A 15,522-nucleotide genomic window follows, 5' to 3' on the forward strand; every position below is an offset into this window, starting at 1 on the left:
AAAAATATATTTTTGTTGAGTCGTTAACAAATTCAGGTAATAAATTTTAAAAAAAAAGAAAATTAATTTACATTTCAAAAAGATCTAAAAATTAATTAATTGCTTTGATACCAACTGTTTTGAAGAGAAATATCAATTTTGAAAATTCTTTAGTAGTCAGAGGATCCTGACGACAGGCCAAAAAGACACACAATTCCTAAAAAAAAAGAACATACTGATCCCAAACAAAAACGGAGAATTTAAAGTGGCTGATGGGATCATGAATAAAGATCAATTACTCTCACTAACACTCAGACAATTACGTCAAGAAGCAAGTAAATTATCGGTACCTCTGTACAGTCGCAAAACAAAAGCCGTTTTAGTTGATTTAATACTTAAATATCAAGAAAAATCTACAAAAAAAACATACACTGTAGCTCCTCAGTCACAATCTGAAGAAACTTCTGAGTCCAGTGCTTTTAAGAGTAGTGAAGAAGTTAAAACAAATGTAGTTTTCCTACCCCGAGATCCAGATTGGGCTTATGTTTTTTGGCAAATTTCTGATGCAGATAGAGAAAAAGCACAATCTTTGGGAGCCAATAAATTATGTTTAAGATTATTTGATGCATCTGGTTCTGAAGGAAGCAACTTGAATCAAGGAACACTTAGAGAGATAGCAGTTGATAGTTACAGTACTGAGTGGTACTTGCCGATCCCACTTGCAGATAGAGATTATAAAGTTGAATTAGGTTACAAATATGGTTTTAACTGGATGTCATTGGCATTTTCTTCGATAAGCCATGTTCCTGGGTCTCATCCTTCTGAGCAAATTCTTGATAAATTTGTACCTTTTAATTTAGATTCTACTTCTGAGTCAATCCCAGATATTTCTAATCCTGTTGTTTCAGAATTAAATGGTATGCATGAAAGGTTATACCAAGCAGCAACTAACATTCCTCTCAGAAGAAAAGTTGGTTCTGAAGAATTTATGGAAAACTTAAACTCAACAAATCTTAACGATAATCTTACAGACTCAGGTGCTGGTAAATGGTCATCAGGTTTAAATGATTCTGGAAGCGGAATTGTTAAAAATAGATCTTTTTGGCTAGTTGCTGATGCTGAATTAATTGTTTATGGAGCTACAGAGCCTTCTGCAAAACTGACAATCGGTGGAGAAGATGTACCTCTTGCTGCAGATGGTACTTTTAGAATTCAAGTTCCATTTAGAGACGGGACTCAAAAATATGATATTAAAGCTGTTAGTGTATCTGGTGAGCAAGAAAAAAGTATATCAATGAAATTTGACAGAACTACACCACTTGACGATACTAATGAAAAAGATAATGCTGAAACTGAATGGTTTTAATAAATTAAATTAATGCTGAAAAAAATTGTAGCTTTTACTCCATTGTTTGGTGCATTAACGTTTCCATTAATAGTTCCAATTACAATTTCTAAATTTGGTGTTAACTATGGAATTCTTAGTGCATTATTAATTTCTTCATTATGGTTTATCGCTATGTTAAGAACTTCCGAAATGCCTCATTAATTTAGTTAGATTTTTGGAAGTTTCTTAAAAATATGAATCAAGTTAGTGAAATTAATATCAATTCTCCTTTTCTAGACCAAAAACCTGGTACCTCTGGATTAAGAAAAAGTACTTTAAAGTTTCAGGAAGAACATTATCTAGAAATTTTTATTGAAGCAATCTTACAATCATTAGAAGATTTAAAAGGTTCAACGTTAGTAGTTGGTGGTGATGGCAGATATGGCAATATTGAAGCAATAGAAAAAATTGTCCAAATATGCATCGCTCATAAAGTTCAAAAGGTTATTGTTCCAAAATACGGTTTATTATCTACTCCTGCGACATCTCATTTAATTAGAAAAGAAAACGCTATTGGTGGAATTATTCTTTCTGCAAGCCATAATCCTGGTGGGATTGATGGCGACTTTGGAGTGAAATTGAATATCTCTAATGGTGGCCCAGCTCCTGAGATAATTACTAATAAGATTTTTAAGGCTTCACAATTACTAACTAGTTATAAAATTTGTAAAATTCAATTACCTGATTTTAGTGAATATGGAACTTATCATTACGACGAAACTACCTTAGAAATTATTGATGGGTTAACAGATTATTCTAATTTGATGGAGAAAATTTTTGACTTTGATCAAATTAGTGATTTTTTAAATAAAGACTTCTCGTTAATCTTTGATGCAATGAATGCGGTTACAGGTCCATATGCAAAAAATATTTTTGTTGAAAAAATGGGTCTCACACCTGATTGTGTCATGAATGGTAACCCGTTAAAAGATTTTGGAGGTTTACATCCTGATCCAAATCTTACTTACGCATCCCACTTGGCTGATTTGTTATTAAATAAAAAATCTTATAGTTTTGGTGCTGCATGCGATGGAGATGGAGATAGGAATATGGTTTTAGGAAGTGGATGTTTTGTAAATCCTAGTGATAGCCTTGCAGTTATCACTGCTAACACAAAATGTGTCCCTGGTTATAAAGATGGTATTACAGGTGTCGCACGATCCATGCCAACCAGCTCAGCGGTTGATAATGTCGCTCGAGCATTAAATATACCTTGTTTCGAGACACCTACTGGCTGGAAATTTTTTGGAAATCTTTTAGATTCTAATTTAATTACTTTATGCGGAGAAGAAAGTTTCGGAACAGGTAGTAATCATGTGAGAGAGAAAGATGGACTATGGGCAGTTTTGTATTGGTTACAAGTTTTAGCTGAGAAAAAATGTTCGGTAAGTGATTTGATGCAGAATCATTGGAAACAATTTGGCAGGAATTATTATTCAAGACATGATTATGAGGCAATTCCTTCAAATATTGCTAATCAAATCTTTGGTAATCTAACTTCTATGCTCGAAAATTTAAAAGGAAATAGTTTTGCTGGCCATTTAGTTAAAGTTGCAGATAACTTTTCATATTTAGATCCCGTTGATAATTCCATAAGTGAAAATCAAGGTTTAAGATTAGTCCTTGATGATAATTCTCGAGTAATTGTGCGCCTTTCTGGAACTGGAACTAAGGGTGCAACATTAAGACTTTACTTTGAGAAATTTTTCGATCCTCAACAGAATCTTTCGTTAAATCCTCAGATCGCTTTGAAACCTCTAATAGATGACTTAGATGCTTTATTGAATATTTCAAAACTTACTCAAATGGAAACTCCTACAGTAATTACATAGAATTGAAAGTAATGATTTTTTGATTTTATTTATATGCATTCAGAAAATTTATTTACTAATTATTCTCAAATAGAAAACAATGCACCTTTGGCAGATAAATTAAGACCAAAGAATTTGGAAGATTTTTTTGGTCAACAACCAATTCTCAATGAGAATTCGCTTTTAAGAAGTGCAATATTAAACGATAAGATTAGTAATTTTATTTTTTCTGGCCCTCCAGGTGTTGGAAAAACCACTCTAATTGAAATTATTTCTTTTAATACGCGCTCAAAATTAATTAAGTTAAATGCAGTGTTATCAAGTGTTAAAGAATTAAGAAATGAAATCGCTAATGCAAAAGATAGATTAATAAATTCAAAAAGAAAAACAATTTTATTTATCGATGAGGTTCATAGATTTACATCAGTTCAGCAAGATGCTTTATTACCTTCAATAGAAAATGGAACTATAACTTTTATTGGTGCTACAACTGAAAACCCTTACTTTGCTGTTAATAAAGCGCTTGTTAGCAGGTCTCGTATTTTCACATTACTTCCTTTGGCAGAAAATGATTTGCAGAAAATAATACAAAAAGTCATTACTCACTATTCAAAACAAAAAGATTCAAAAAAGGTTTATTTAACTCAAGATGCTATAAGTCATTTAATTAAATTTTCTGGCGGAGATGCAAGGACATTAATCAATGCGTTAGAGATGGCCATAGAAACAACTGCTGAAAATGATGCTAAAGAAATCAACATTAATCTCTCAATAGCAGAGGATGCAATACAAAAGAAAAATATTGTTTACGATAAAAATGGTCAAAATCACTACGATGTAATAAGTGCCTTTATCAAGTCCATAAGAGGTTCTGATCCAGATGCAACATTATTCTGGCTTGCGAATATGCTGGAGGCTGGTGAAGATCCTAATTTTATTTTTAGAAGACTACTTATATCTGCCAGTGAAGATATTGGAATAGCTGATCCTAATGCCATAGTAGTTGTACAATCCTGTTGTGATGCTTTTGATAGAGTTGGTTTTCCAGAAGGATTATATTTTTTAACTCAGGCTTCTTTATATTTAGCTATTTCTCCAAAAAGTAATAGCACGAAAAGTATTTTTAAAGCAATTGAAACAATCAAATCTACCAATGCTCTTGATGTTCCACTTCATTTAAAAAATAATTCTAATAGTTATGTAAATCCTCATAATTATCCGGGTAATTGGGTCTTACAAGAATATCTTCCTAAATCTTTAAGAGGTTTAAAAATATGGGAACCAAATAATAATGGATGGGAAAAAACTCATTATGAAGAACTGCTTAGAAGAAAAGAAAATTAAAAATTTTTTGAACAACAAATAATCTCAGGATTAAAAGAAGTTTCTTCTTCGTAGGCCAAAGCGATAGTCCAATTATGGAAGTTAATCTGTGAATAATTTAAATGTATGTTTTTCTTCTTATGAATTAACTCTTTTGGCTTTTCAAAAAATTGCCAATGGTTAATGTCTTTAGCTAATTTTCCATGATCCCATTTTATAGCCGCTTCAACAGCACACCATTGATTTAATATCATATTTTTTGTTAAATAATTATTATGGTTTGATTTATTAGTATGAAAAAAATATTTTTCTGCAAATTTTATATGGTTAAAATCTCTATCTGTTCTCTCAATATCAATCCCTATTTTGCTTTTATGCCAGACTATAGTAATGGCATCTTTACAATGACTTAAACTGATATTTCCCATGCCAGAGGGTAAACTTGGAGGTTCTCCAGGATGAGCATTAATTGGAATTTCTAGGGGGTCTAAATCAAAAAGTGTTGAAAGTGATTGTCGCAAATAAGCTCTTGTTTCTAAGAAAATCTTTGATCTTGAATTTGTTAGGTTTTTTGCAGTTTTAATTTCTTCTACAGTTGCGACATCTTGCACACCTTTAATCTCATAAAACCAAATTTTTGGTATTTTATATTCATACTCATTTAATAATTTCAATGGCTCTTAAGGTTGGCGACAAAGCACCAGAATTTAAATTAAAAGATTCTTTTGAGAAAGAAGTTTCTCTTAGTGATTTTAAAGGTAAAAGAATAATACTATATTTTTATCCAAAAGATAATACTCCAGGATGTACTAAAGAAGCATGTAATTTTAAAGAGAATTGGGATTTGCTCCAAAAAAATAATATTGTTGTGCTTGGTATTAGTAAAGATAATGCATCTTCTCATCAGAAGTTTATAGAAAAATTTAATTTACCTTTTATTCTTTTAACTGATCCTGAACCTTTCAAAGTTTCTTCTGATTACGATAGCTATGGATTGAAGAAATTCATGGGAAAAGAATATATGGGAATGATGAGAAATACTTTTTTAATTGATACTGAAGGTAACATTGAAAAAATTTATTTAAAGGTAAAAGCAGCAATAATGGCTGATCATATAATTGCAGACCTTGGGTTAAGCTAATTTTTTTATGGACAGGTTATGAATTATCATCCCCTCCATAACTAAATTAGGAGCATTGATAATATTTTCTTTTTGAGTCTTTAGAGATTTTGTGAGTAATTGAGAGTCTCCTCCACAGAATATTAAAATATCCTTTTCGGGATTAAATAAACTATTAATCACGCCAGTCAGAGAGTTGATTACTCCTTTTAAAATTGCTTCTTCTGTATTAATTAAAAAATCTTTGATCGGAATATCATATTTTTTGGGAACTTTAAGATTTTTTGTATTTTGTTCCATTGATTTTAATTGTGTTAGAAAACCTGGAAGAAGTTGACCTCCAATAATAGATCCATTTGAATTCAATTTTGTTATTGATAATATTGTTCCAAAATCTGCAATTAGTAAATCTTTTTTGAAAGGGTTTTCAATAATTTTTAAAGCTGCAATACAGGCAAGAGCTCTATCAACTCCAAAATAATCAGGCAGATTTGACAACTGAATATCTTTAGTTTTTATTTCATTTTCTTTTTTCAGCAAAAAATTTGGTAGTTTTCCTACAGAAGCCCAAATTAATTGATCAAGATCTATATTTTCGGGAACTTTGTGCTCTTTTTTGGTATGGAAGAATTTAGATTGATTTTTAGAATATTTTGCCCAATGAAGCCTACTATTGCCTACTAATAAAAAATTTATATCTGAGATCATTGTTCTATGATCAATTTAATTATTTGTGTGTATTCCACATTCTTGTTTTATCCCCCCAAATCTTGTATCTCTGCCCTTTATTTTAATACCATCGGGACTGCTTGAATGCCAATCTCCTACAGAAGAATAACCTTTGATAAAAAGTGGATGGGCAGGTAAATTATTCTCTTCCATATAATAAAAAATATCTTTATTGGTCCAATTTAATAAAGGTCTTAAAGACAGTCTTTGACGAATTACATCTATGAATTTCATTTTGTTTCTATTTTCTGTTTGACTTGATCTAACACCGCTTGCCCAGCAGAAAATATCATATTTTTCTAGACCATTTTCTAAAGGTTTTATCTTTCTTAATTCATGATACTTATCTAAATCACTCTCTTTATTTGTTTCCCAAAGTTTTCCGTATGTGGCCTCCATTCTTGCTGGAGATAATTCACTTTGCAGAACTTCAACTTCTAAGGATAAATTATCAATAAGCTTTTCTGCGTAATGATATGTTTCTGGAGGAAGGTAACCTGTATCTATCCAAAATATTTTGATTTTTTTTTGTAGATATAATTTACTAACCATATCTAAAATGACTGATGACTGTATACCAAAACTTGTTGTAATAGCAAATTGATTATCAAACTTTTCATAACCCCATGTAAGTATTTCTAGAGGCTTCATATCTATTAGCTCTTGATTATATTTCTTCAAGTTAGTTTGAATATCTTTGTGAATTTTTTCAATCATTCTTCAGGTTGGTTATGAGTTTGATTTTATTTCGCTCAATTTAAAAATTATTCGTATAGTTTAATAATACATTTACGCATAACAATATTTCTCTAATGAAATCAATACAAAAACCAATAGTAATAGTTGGAGCAGGTTTTGCAGGTATGACATTTGCTTTGAATTTAAAGAAACTTAATCCTTCTTTACCAATTCTTGTGGTTGATTATGAAACTAAATTTATATTTAAACCTTTAATGTACGAAGTTTTAAGTAAAGAAATAAGAAGTTGGGAAGCTACCCCAAAATTTGCAAATATCTTTTCTGATGCGGGTATAACTTTTTTAAGAAATTGTTTAACCAAGATTTCCTTCAAAGAAAATATTCTTGAATTTAGTGACGGTTTAAAATTAAGTTATCAGTATCTTGTTATCTGTACAGGGTCTATTCCAAATAGTTTTTTTATAAAAGGTGTAGATGAAAATTGTTATTTTTTTAATGATATTCATGATCTAAATAAATTAAATTCTTTTTTAAAAAAATCAAAAGATACTGCGTTTCATCAAAAGTTATTCATAGTTGGAGGTGGTCCCTCCGGCATCGAGTTGGCATGCAAAATTAAAGATATATTTAAAGACCAATTTGAAATTAATGTTATAGAAAAATCAAACGAAATCCTCAATAAAAACAAAATTTTTAATAGAGAACAAGCAGAAAAGGCATTAGAAAAAAGAAAAATAAACGTTCTTTTGAATTCCACAGTTAAAGAAGTCTCTGAAACTAAGATTAGTATTTCTAGTGAGTTTGGAATAACTTCATTGGATAAAGATATTGTTATTTGGACTGCAGGTGTTAAACCTAATTTGTCTTACTTAGAAACTGATCAAATAACAAAAAAATTTGGACGAATTTTAGTTAACAATAATTTGCAAATAGAAAACCATAAGAACTGTTTTGCTATTGGTGATATTTCAGTTATTGAAGGCAAGGAGGATTTACCCATAACTGCTCAGGTCGCTATGCAGGAAGGAAATCATCTTGCTAATAATTTAGAACTTTTAATTCAAGGCAAAGATCCGTTACCCTTTGAATTTCAAGATAATGGTGAAATGATTAGCTTAGGAATAGGCGAAGCTTCAATTTCTGGGCTTGGGGTTACTTTATTTGGAAAATTAGCTTTTGAAGCACGAAGACTTATATATGCTTCTAAGTTGCCTGATATTACTGAAAGTTTAAAATCTGCATCTTCATGGATATTCCAAAAAAAATCTATTTTTAAAAAGTTTTTTTAAAAAGATAATTCTAATTAAACTTTTTTGAAATATTGTTTTTGGGTATATTGAGTTAAATAAGTTTCATATGAATCTAATTTCAGTAGTTAGTAATAATTTTGATGCGTTAATAACGGTAGTTGTTTTAATAATGTCAATAATTTTGTTTATCAAAAATACAATTGCGCCAGAATTGACTGGTTTGTTATGTGTTGGAATATTTATAGCTACAGGGGTTCTTTCTCCTGAAAAAGCTTTAGCTGGATTTGGTAGCCCTTCCTTAATAACCCTTATGGGTTTATTTGCAGTTTCCTCTGCATTATTCAAAAGTGGTGCTTTAGATAGAGTAAGAGAATTGATTTCTTCTGAAAGTATTAGAACGCCAAGGAAATTAATTTCTTTAATCGCTTTTTTGATTGCTCCAATATCTGGAATTGTCCCCAATACTCCAGTAGTAGCATCTTTGTTACCTTTAATTGAAGGTTGGTGCGAGCGGAGAAATATATCGCCATCAAAAGTTTTATTACCTCTTTCTTTTGCGACTTTGCTAGGTGGAACTCTGACATTATTAGGTAGCTCAGTAAATCTTCTTGTAAGCGATATTAGTCAACAATTAGGCTATGGCGCTTTGGAATTATTTAGTCTGACTTCAATTGGAATTCCTGTGTGGCTTATAGGTACAACCTATATGATCCTAGTTTCTGACGTACTTTTGCCAGATAGAGGGAGAGATAAGGAGTTTATTAAAAATGGGGATATGAATATCTACTTTACTGAAGTTACTATTCCCTCTACTTCAGAATTAGTTGGACAATCTGTCAGAAATAGTAGATTGCAAAGACGTTTTGATGTTGATGTTCTCGAATTGCAACGAAATGGAAAAGTTATTCTTCCACCATTGGCTGATATAAAGATTGAACCTAGTGATAGATTGATAATTCGCGTTACAAGGGCTGACTTATTTAGGCTGCAGCAGGAACATACCATTTTGTTGGGAGAAAATAAAACATCTTTTGACGGAGTTAATATTTTCTCAGATGACGAAGGTACTAAAACTTTTGAAGCTCTTTTACCAGCTGGCTCAACTCTGGCTGGGGCAAGTTTGAGAGAATTAAGATTTAGGCAGCGTCATAATGCAACAGTTTTAGCACTAAGAAGAGGTCAACAAACTGTTCAGGAGAGATTAGGCCAAGCTGTTTTACGGGCTGGAGATGTTTTATTATTGCAAGCGCCGTTAGATTCAATAAGAGGTTTGCAAGCAAGTAATGATTTGCTTGTTTTAGATCAATTCGAAGATGATTTACCCGTCTTGATAAAAAAACCAATATCGATTGCAATTGCAATAGGGATGGTTGTTTTACCTTCTGTTACTAATATTCCACTAGTAGGTTCAGTTCTTTTAGCAGTTATTGCAATGGTTGCTTTTGGATGTTTAAGACCTGCAGAGATACAAAAATCTATTAGGTTAGATGTTATTTTATTGCTGGGATCCTTATCCTGTTTTAGTGTTGCTATGCAGGTAACAGGATTAGCAGATTTAATTGCATTCAATCTTAATTTTGCTCTTGATGGGTTGCCTTTGTATTTTTCACTTGTCGTAATTTTTGTATCGACCGTTATCCTTACTCAATTCATCAGTAATGCTGCTTCGGTTGCTTTGATTTTGCCCGTTGCTATTGAATTTTCAAGTGTTTTAGGCATTTCTCCCAGTGCTTTAATAATGCTTGTTTTATTTGGAGCAAGTCAATCTTTCTTGACTCCAATGGGATATCAAACAAATTTAATGGTTTATGGTCCTGGAAGATATAGATTTTTTGATATCGCAAAATACGGAGCTGGATTAACACTTATAATGTCCCTTATAGTGCCAGCATTGATAATTTTAAATTTCAGATAAATAAAGTGAAATTCAGAAGTCAAGTTTACAAGTTAAAAGATGCTTACAGAAAACTATCTGTTCCTCAATTTACTATTATTACAGGTTTGTTTATTATTTTCTTTGGAACTTTAATTTTGAGTTCTCCTTTATGCTCATCTTCAAAGGTTGGTTTGTGGGAAGCATTTTTTACATCTACTTCTGCTATAACAGTAACTGGCCTCACCATAATAGACATTGGTGTTGATTTAAATTTCTTAGGCCAAGTTTTTTTGGCTTTTATGCTTTTATCAGGTGGTCTAGGATTAATGGCTATTACGACATTTTTACAAGGATTCGTAGTCAAAGGAACAAAGCTCAAAACTAGATTAGACAAAGGAAAGACTCTTGATGAATTTGGAGTTGGGGGAATTGGTCGAACTTTTCAAAGCATTGCTATTACTGCAACTTGTATCATATCTTTTGGAGCAATTATTTTATATTCTTTTGGATTTGTAGATATACAAAATAATTGGGAAAGACTTTGGTCCTCAATTTTTCACAGCATTTCTGCATATAACAATGCTGGTTTTTCTTTATGGTCAGATAGTCTCCAAGACTATAGAACAAATTTTTTGGTTAATAGTGTGTTTGTTTTTCTCATTGTCATGGGTGGACTGGGATGGAGGGTTATTGATGATATTTGGAGTAATAAAAAAAATCTTTCATATAAAAAATTGAGTCTTCATTCTAGATTAGTTATTAGGACAAGTTTATCTCTTATCCTATTCGGAGCATTAGGATTCTTTATTACTGAATCATTGCTAAATAGTCAATTTTTCGATGATTTGAATTTATTTGAAAGGTTATTATCATCAATATTTGAAACAGTGAGTGCGAGAACTGCAGGCTTTACAAATTACCCTATATCATTGGATTCCATCTCAGATACTGGTCTTTTGTTATTGATGACACTTATGTTTATTGGTGCAAGTACTGGGGGTACTGGGGGAGGAATAAAAACAACTACATTTATTGCTTTAATGGCTGCAACTAGATCAACTTTGAGAGGTCAGAAAGATGTGATTATTAGCAATAGATTAATTTCAGATAAAGTTATTCTAAAGGCAGTTGGAATAACTGTAGGATCTTTGTTGTTCGTTCTTTTAATGGCAATGCTGTTAAGCACAACTAATACGTTTGTTAAAAAAGAATCTTTCACATTCCTAGAAATTCTGTTTACTTGCATATCTGCATTTGCAACAGTTGGATTTGATATTGGTTTAACTACAAAATTAAATCATTTTGGCCAATTCATACTCATTGTGGGAATGTTTGTGGGCAGACTTGGTATCCTTTTACTATTAAGTGCACTTTGGCAGGCTCTTTATAAGAGTAGAATAGATAGACAAAAAAGGATTGGCTATCCTAGAGCTGATCTTTATGTCTAAGATTGACTGAATTTTATTATGGCTGATTGGTGGCAGTGGTCTCAAAAGAGAGAAAAAGAAGCCCTCACTTTTGCAGTTGTTGGCGTTGGAAGATTTGGAACCGCTGTTTGTAGAGAGCTTATAAGTAATGGCGCAGATGTTTTAGCTGCAGATTATTCAGAAAAAGCTATTGATGATTTGAGACAACTAGAACCTTCGATAGAAGCTAGGGTTGTAGATTGTACTGACGAAGAGTCTATGAAGGAATCTGGAATACTTGAAATGAATACTGTCGTAGTTGGGATAAGTGAACCAATTGAAGCAAGTATAACAACTACACTTATTGCTAAAGATAGCGAAGGTAGCAAAGTTAAAAGAGTAATAGCGAGAGCTACGAGTGACCTGCACGAAAAAATGTTAAAAAGGGTAGGCGCAGATAAAGTTGTCTTTCCTTCGAGAATGCAAGGAGAAAGATTAGGTTTAGAGCTGGTTAGACCAAATCTAATTGAAAGATTAGAATTAGATAATCAAACTGGCATAGATGAAATAACTGTTCCAGAGGAATTTATTGGAAGATCTTTGAGAGATTTAAATTTGAGGAAAAATTATTTAGTAAATGTTCTTGCAGCAGGACCTGCCGAAAAGTTAACAGTTAATCCTCCTGCAAAATATATTTTGGAAAGAGGAAATATTTTGGTGGTTATGGGAAAAACTGCAGATTTACAGAAATTGCCCCAGAGTTAATTATATTTAATTAGTTTTTTTGTAGTATCTAATCCTTTGTGGAGGTTGTTTTAATCTTTTGACGCTTTGTTTTTCAAGTTCGCCTCTGAATTTATTTGTATCGAAATTCTTTTCTGAAATAAGTGCTTTACCATTATTCTCGAAGTATTTTTTTATACCTTCTTGTATTAACACTTTTGCCATGTTACTAACTGTCCTAGATTCATTACCAGCTAAGATCGTAAGTTGCTCACATATTAATTCTGGAAGGACTACTTGGATTCTGGGGGATTTAGGCTTCCCATTTGTTGAATTTTGACGGGTAGCCATGAGTCAAAGTGTATAACTGTTACTTATTAGTATACACAGTTAGTCAAGGATACTATCTTTGTGTATATTATTAATAAGGAAATATATATCCGTATCAATTAATTGTTTTTATTGTCCCATGAAAAATTCAAGAAAAATTGATTCATCTAAAAGGTCGATAATTGATAAAAAGAAAAAAAGATTAGTAAATTCTGATTCTTACGAGAATGAAAATAGTGATGTTTTGGTGTCAGCAGTTATTAGTCCATATTTGTTAACTCATCTTCATCACATTCTTCAACAGTCTGAATATTATGCTCAAAAAGATGGTAGAAAATCTCATGCAGCTAACTTTGCTAAATTAAGAAAGGTTTTATGTCTAGACGCCAGAAGTATGGCAGATGCATCAGCAAAAGAAATAAAAGATAGTGACATTGATTTATCTATTAATAAATATAATGAACAAAATGTAGCTTGAAGTAATAATCTATTAATAAATAGATTTTACTAAACATGTCCAGTAATGCTGAAAAGCTCTACAAGTTAATAGCAAACGACTCAAAAAAGAAACAAAGTTTGTTTATGGTAGCTCTGACTAATCCCAAAAAAGCTCTAGATAAAATATGCGATATTGGAAGAGATTTAAATATTGCTGTGACTAAAGAAGAGGTTATTGAATATTTGAGTACCATTGATGATGAGGCAACTAAAATGTGGTTAGTTAAGGCTCGGGGAGGTCTTTAGGAGAAGGTTTAGAATAATTATTGTTCTGATTCGTCATAGGTTTTATCCTTTTGTTGTAGCCACCTCCACCAGCTAAAGTCCAAAAAAACCAATAACTTGGAATCGCAAGAGCTGCAGCTATGAAAATTACTACGATTTGTTCTATTCTTTTCATAAACCAATTTTATTCCACAAAATATTTTTTAGTAAATAAGCCTTAGATTTTGTAAATTCTATTTTAAAACAGTGATTAGATTTGATGGTGTAAGCAAAATTTATTCTACAGATGTTGTTTTAAAAGATATTAACTGGGAGATTAAGAAAGGAGAAAAAGTTGGTTTAGTTGGTTCAAATGGTGCAGGAAAATCAACCCAATTTAAGATTTTAATTGGAGAGGAAGATCAAACAAGTGGAACGATAATCAAGGAGGGAAATCCTAAAATTGCTCATTTAAAACAAGAGTTTGATTGTGACTTGAATTGTTCAGTGAGAGAGGAATTAGAAAGTTCTTTCAAAGATATACAAATTGTTGCCTTTAAACTCCTAGAAATTGAGAATAAAATGAAATCATTGGACATAATAAAACATTCCAAAGAACTTGAGGGATTAGTAAATCAACTTGCAAATTATCAAGCAAAATTTGAAGCTTTAGGTGGCTATCAAATGCAATCTGATGTAGAAAAAATATTACCAAAACTAGGCTTTTCTCTTGAAGATGCTAATAAACTGGTTGGAAATTTTTCAGGTGGTTGGCAAATGAAAGTAGCACTTGGAAAAATAATTTTGCAAAAACCTGATTTACTCTTACTTGATGAACCAACTAATCATTTAGATTTAGATACTATTTTCTGGCTGGAAGAGTATCTATCGTCGCTTAAGATTTCAATCATTATAATTAGTCATGACAGATATTTTTTAGACAAATTATGTAAAAAAATAATTTTTATAGAAAGTGGAATATCTGAAATATATAATGGAAACTATTCTTTTTTTGTGGAACAGAAAGCCTTAAAGGAAGACTCACAAAATAAAGCATATCAATTACAACAAAAAGAAATTGAAATCCAGAAGAAGTATATTGATAGATTTAGAGCTAGTGCAACTAGAAGTTCTCAAGCCAAAAGTAGAGAAAAACAACTAAAAAAGATTTCTAAAATTCAGGCTCCGAGAGCAAAATCAAAAAGTCCTGTCTTCAATTTCCCAGAATGTCCTCGCTCAGGAAAATCTGTCCTAAATATCAAAAATTTATCTCATAGTTACGATGATAAGATTATTTTTTTAGATGCGAATTTAAAGATTTCTTCAGGTGAGAAAATTGCAATATTAGGACCTAATGGCTGTGGTAAATCTACATTGCTAAAAATTATTATGAAAAAAATATCTCCTGAAATTGGAGAAATTAATCTTGGTAAACATAACATAATTACAAGTTATTATGAACAGAACCAGGCTGAAGCGCTTTTACCCGATAAAAGGGTTATTGATTTAATATTTAGTAAATCACCAGAATGGTCACAAAAAAAAGTAAGAACATTTTTAGGAGGTTTTGGTTTTCAAAATGAAACTGTTTTTAAATATGTTAAACAACTTAGCGGAGGAGAAAAAGCAAGATTAGCATTGGCTTTGATGATTATGAATCCAAGTAATTTTTTGTTATTGGATGAGCCAACTAATCACTTGGATCTGCAATCTAAAGAAAACTTAGAATTAGCAATTAATAATTATAAAGGCTCCCTATTAATCATTTCTCATGATAGATATTTTATTTCAAAAGTTGCAAATAGAATTGTTGAAATTAAAGATTCAAAGTTATATTCATATGATGGGAATTACGAATATTTTTTAGAGAAAAAATAAAAAGTATAAAAAGATTAGTTATTAATAAATAGTTATTTCTTGAAAAAATTTTTATTACTTTTAATAAAGTTTACATATAGGTAGGCAAGATCACTCATTTATCTTTACATAGTTTATCTTCGTTGCTTAATCTGAAAATACAAAAATTATTTTGGATAATTGATATGAAAAATAATGATTTTCAAAAAAAAACGTTTCAACTTTCTGATCCTATTGAAAGTTATTTTGAATGTATTTCAACTTGTGATATTAGAGATGGGAATTGTATTTCTAGATGTGTCGAAATACTTAAGAAGAATAACGTTTGAA

At 31.2% G+C, this 15,522-nt stretch carries 18 protein-coding genes; 13 read left to right on the forward strand and 5 right to left on the reverse strand.

Annotated elements, in window-relative coordinates; genetic code table 11:
- The first annotated feature begins 244 nt into the window (after window positions 1-244).
- From HA145_RS00445 to HA145_RS00460, 4 genes are read left to right on the forward strand one after another with little or no spacing between them, the layout of a single operon-like run.
- Entirely contained in the window at window positions 245-1,345 is a 1,101-nt protein-coding gene (locus HA145_RS00445) for a DUF4912 domain-containing protein (protein ID WP_209127370.1), read from the forward strand.
- A 12-nt stretch (window positions 1,346-1,357) separates the two neighbouring features.
- Window positions 1,358-1,528, forward strand: coding sequence for a hypothetical protein (locus tag HA145_RS00450; protein WP_011375642.1), 171 nt, complete (start codon window positions 1,358-1,360; stop codon window positions 1,526-1,528).
- Window positions 1,529-1,560: 32 nt separating this feature from the next.
- Window positions 1,561-3,198 carry an alpha-D-glucose phosphate-specific phosphoglucomutase gene (locus HA145_RS00455; RefSeq protein WP_209127371.1) on the forward strand — a complete coding sequence of 546 codons (1,638 nt, stop codon included), beginning with the start codon at window positions 1,561-1,563 and terminating at the stop codon, window positions 3,196-3,198.
- 33 nt (window positions 3,199-3,231) lie between these two features.
- Complete coding sequence (locus tag HA145_RS00460) at window positions 3,232-4,521, forward strand: AAA family ATPase (protein ID WP_209127372.1); 1,290 nt, start codon at window positions 3,232-3,234, stop codon at window positions 4,519-4,521.
- On the opposite strand, the gene HA145_RS00465 is transcribed toward HA145_RS00460, so the two are convergent.
- The gene (locus tag HA145_RS00465; RefSeq protein WP_209127373.1) at window positions 4,518-5,174 is read right to left on the reverse strand and encodes a 4'-phosphopantetheinyl transferase family protein; all 657 of its coding nucleotides are present in this window, start codon (window positions 5,172-5,174) and stop codon (window positions 4,518-4,520) included. The genes HA145_RS00460 and HA145_RS00465 overlap by 4 nt on opposite strands.
- Between HA145_RS00465 and bcp the strand changes: the two genes are divergently transcribed.
- Window positions 5,174-5,641, forward strand: coding sequence for a thioredoxin-dependent thiol peroxidase (gene bcp / locus HA145_RS00470; protein ID WP_032516873.1), 468 nt, complete (start codon window positions 5,174-5,176; stop codon window positions 5,639-5,641). The genes HA145_RS00465 and bcp overlap by 1 nt on opposite strands.
- Here the strand turns inward: bcp and HA145_RS00475 are convergent.
- Entirely contained in the window at window positions 5,633-6,328 is a 696-nt protein-coding gene (locus HA145_RS00475; RefSeq protein ID WP_209127374.1) for a type III pantothenate kinase, read from the reverse strand. The genes bcp and HA145_RS00475 overlap by 9 nt on opposite strands.
- 15 nt (window positions 6,329-6,343) lie before the next feature.
- Window positions 6,344-7,066, reverse strand: coding sequence for a phosphoadenylyl-sulfate reductase (locus HA145_RS00480; RefSeq protein WP_209127375.1), 723 nt, complete (start codon window positions 7,064-7,066; stop codon window positions 6,344-6,346).
- Between the two features lie 95 nt (window positions 7,067-7,161).
- On the opposite strand from HA145_RS00480, the gene HA145_RS00485 reads away from it, so the two are divergent.
- The 4 genes from HA145_RS00485 to HA145_RS00500 all read left to right on the forward strand — a co-directional run bounded on the left by HA145_RS00485 (window position 7,162) and on the right by HA145_RS00500 (window position 12,345).
- Window positions 7,162-8,337, forward strand: a complete 1,176-nt coding sequence (locus HA145_RS00485) for an NAD(P)/FAD-dependent oxidoreductase (protein ID WP_209127376.1) — start codon at window positions 7,162-7,164, stop codon at window positions 8,335-8,337.
- A gap of 67 nt (window positions 8,338-8,404) precedes the next feature.
- Window positions 8,405-10,213, forward strand: coding sequence for an SLC13 family permease (locus HA145_RS00490; protein ID WP_209127377.1), 1,809 nt, complete (start codon window positions 8,405-8,407; stop codon window positions 10,211-10,213).
- A 5-nt stretch (window positions 10,214-10,218) separates the two neighbouring features.
- Window positions 10,219-11,622, forward strand: coding sequence for a TrkH family potassium uptake protein (locus tag HA145_RS00495; protein WP_209127378.1), 1,404 nt, complete (start codon window positions 10,219-10,221; stop codon window positions 11,620-11,622).
- Window positions 11,623-11,640: 18 nt separating this feature from the next.
- Window positions 11,641-12,345, forward strand: a complete 705-nt coding sequence (locus tag HA145_RS00500; protein WP_209127379.1) for a potassium channel family protein — start codon at window positions 11,641-11,643, stop codon at window positions 12,343-12,345.
- A 6-nt stretch (window positions 12,346-12,351) separates the two neighbouring features.
- Here the strand turns inward: HA145_RS00500 and HA145_RS00505 are convergent, their stop codons facing one another.
- Window positions 12,352-12,654, reverse strand: a complete 303-nt coding sequence (locus HA145_RS00505; protein ID WP_209127380.1) for a ribbon-helix-helix domain-containing protein — start codon at window positions 12,652-12,654, stop codon at window positions 12,352-12,354.
- 118 nt (window positions 12,655-12,772) lie between these two features.
- Between HA145_RS00505 and HA145_RS00510 the strand changes: the two genes are divergently transcribed.
- Complete coding sequence (locus tag HA145_RS00510; RefSeq protein ID WP_209127381.1) at window positions 12,773-13,111, forward strand: hypothetical protein; 339 nt, start codon at window positions 12,773-12,775, stop codon at window positions 13,109-13,111.
- Between the two features lie 35 nt (window positions 13,112-13,146).
- Window positions 13,147-13,377 (forward strand): hypothetical protein, encoded by a 231-nt coding sequence (locus HA145_RS00515; protein WP_209127382.1) that lies wholly within the window; start codon window positions 13,147-13,149, stop codon window positions 13,375-13,377.
- On the opposite strand, the gene HA145_RS00520 is transcribed toward HA145_RS00515, so the two are convergent.
- Window positions 13,355-13,531 (reverse strand): hypothetical protein, encoded by a 177-nt coding sequence (locus HA145_RS00520; protein ID WP_209127383.1) that lies wholly within the window; start codon window positions 13,529-13,531, stop codon window positions 13,355-13,357. The two genes, HA145_RS00515 and HA145_RS00520, sit on opposite strands and share 23 nt — an antisense overlap.
- A 71-nt stretch (window positions 13,532-13,602) precedes the next feature.
- On the opposite strand from HA145_RS00520, the gene abc-f reads away from it, so the two are divergent.
- A complete protein-coding gene (abc-f, locus tag HA145_RS00525; RefSeq protein WP_209127384.1) occupies window positions 13,603-15,213 on the forward strand; it encodes a ribosomal protection-like ABC-F family protein in 1,611 nt (536 codons plus the stop codon).
- Window positions 15,214-15,377: 164 nt separating this feature from the next.
- Window positions 15,378-15,521, forward strand: a complete 144-nt coding sequence (locus HA145_RS00530) for a hypothetical protein (protein ID WP_209127385.1) — start codon at window positions 15,378-15,380, stop codon at window positions 15,519-15,521.
- Window position 15,522 lies beyond the last annotated feature (1 nt).

The sequence above is a fragment of the Prochlorococcus marinus XMU1411 genome (genome assembly GCF_017696075.1).
Classification (GTDB): Bacteria; Cyanobacteriota; Cyanobacteriia; order PCC-6307; family Cyanobiaceae; genus Prochlorococcus_A; species Prochlorococcus_A marinus_V.

Coding starts and splice junctions, on each gene's coding strand:
- HA145_RS00450 (WP_011375642.1), top strand. CDS start 1,358: ATGCTGAAAAAAATTGTAGCTTTTACTCCATTGTTTGGTGCATTAACG.
- HA145_RS00455 (WP_209127371.1), top strand. CDS start 1,561: ATGAATCAAGTTAGTGAAATTAATATCAATTCTCCTTTTCTAGACCAA.
- HA145_RS00460 (WP_209127372.1), top strand. CDS start 3,232: ATGCATTCAGAAAATTTATTTACTAATTATTCTCAAATAGAAAACAAT.
- bcp (WP_032516873.1), top strand. CDS start 5,174: ATGGCTCTTAAGGTTGGCGACAAAGCACCAGAATTTAAATTAAAAGAT.
- HA145_RS00475 (WP_209127374.1), bottom strand. CDS start 6,328: ATGATCTCAGATATAAATTTTTTATTAGTAGGCAATAGTAGGCTTCAT.
- HA145_RS00480 (WP_209127375.1), bottom strand. CDS start 7,066: ATGATTGAAAAAATTCACAAAGATATTCAAACTAACTTGAAGAAATAT.
- HA145_RS00485 (WP_209127376.1), top strand. CDS start 7,162: ATGAAATCAATACAAAAACCAATAGTAATAGTTGGAGCAGGTTTTGCA.
- HA145_RS00490 (WP_209127377.1), top strand. CDS start 8,405: ATGAATCTAATTTCAGTAGTTAGTAATAATTTTGATGCGTTAATAACG.
- HA145_RS00500 (WP_209127379.1), top strand. CDS start 11,641: ATGGCTGATTGGTGGCAGTGGTCTCAAAAGAGAGAAAAAGAAGCCCTC.
- HA145_RS00505 (WP_209127380.1), bottom strand. CDS start 12,654: ATGGCTACCCGTCAAAATTCAACAAATGGGAAGCCTAAATCCCCCAGA.
- HA145_RS00510 (WP_209127381.1), top strand. CDS start 12,773: ATGAAAAATTCAAGAAAAATTGATTCATCTAAAAGGTCGATAATTGAT.
- HA145_RS00515 (WP_209127382.1), top strand. CDS start 13,147: ATGTCCAGTAATGCTGAAAAGCTCTACAAGTTAATAGCAAACGACTCA.
- HA145_RS00520 (WP_209127383.1), bottom strand. CDS start 13,531: ATGAAAAGAATAGAACAAATCGTAGTAATTTTCATAGCTGCAGCTCTT.
- HA145_RS00530 (WP_209127385.1), top strand. CDS start 15,378: ATGAAAAATAATGATTTTCAAAAAAAAACGTTTCAACTTTCTGATCCT.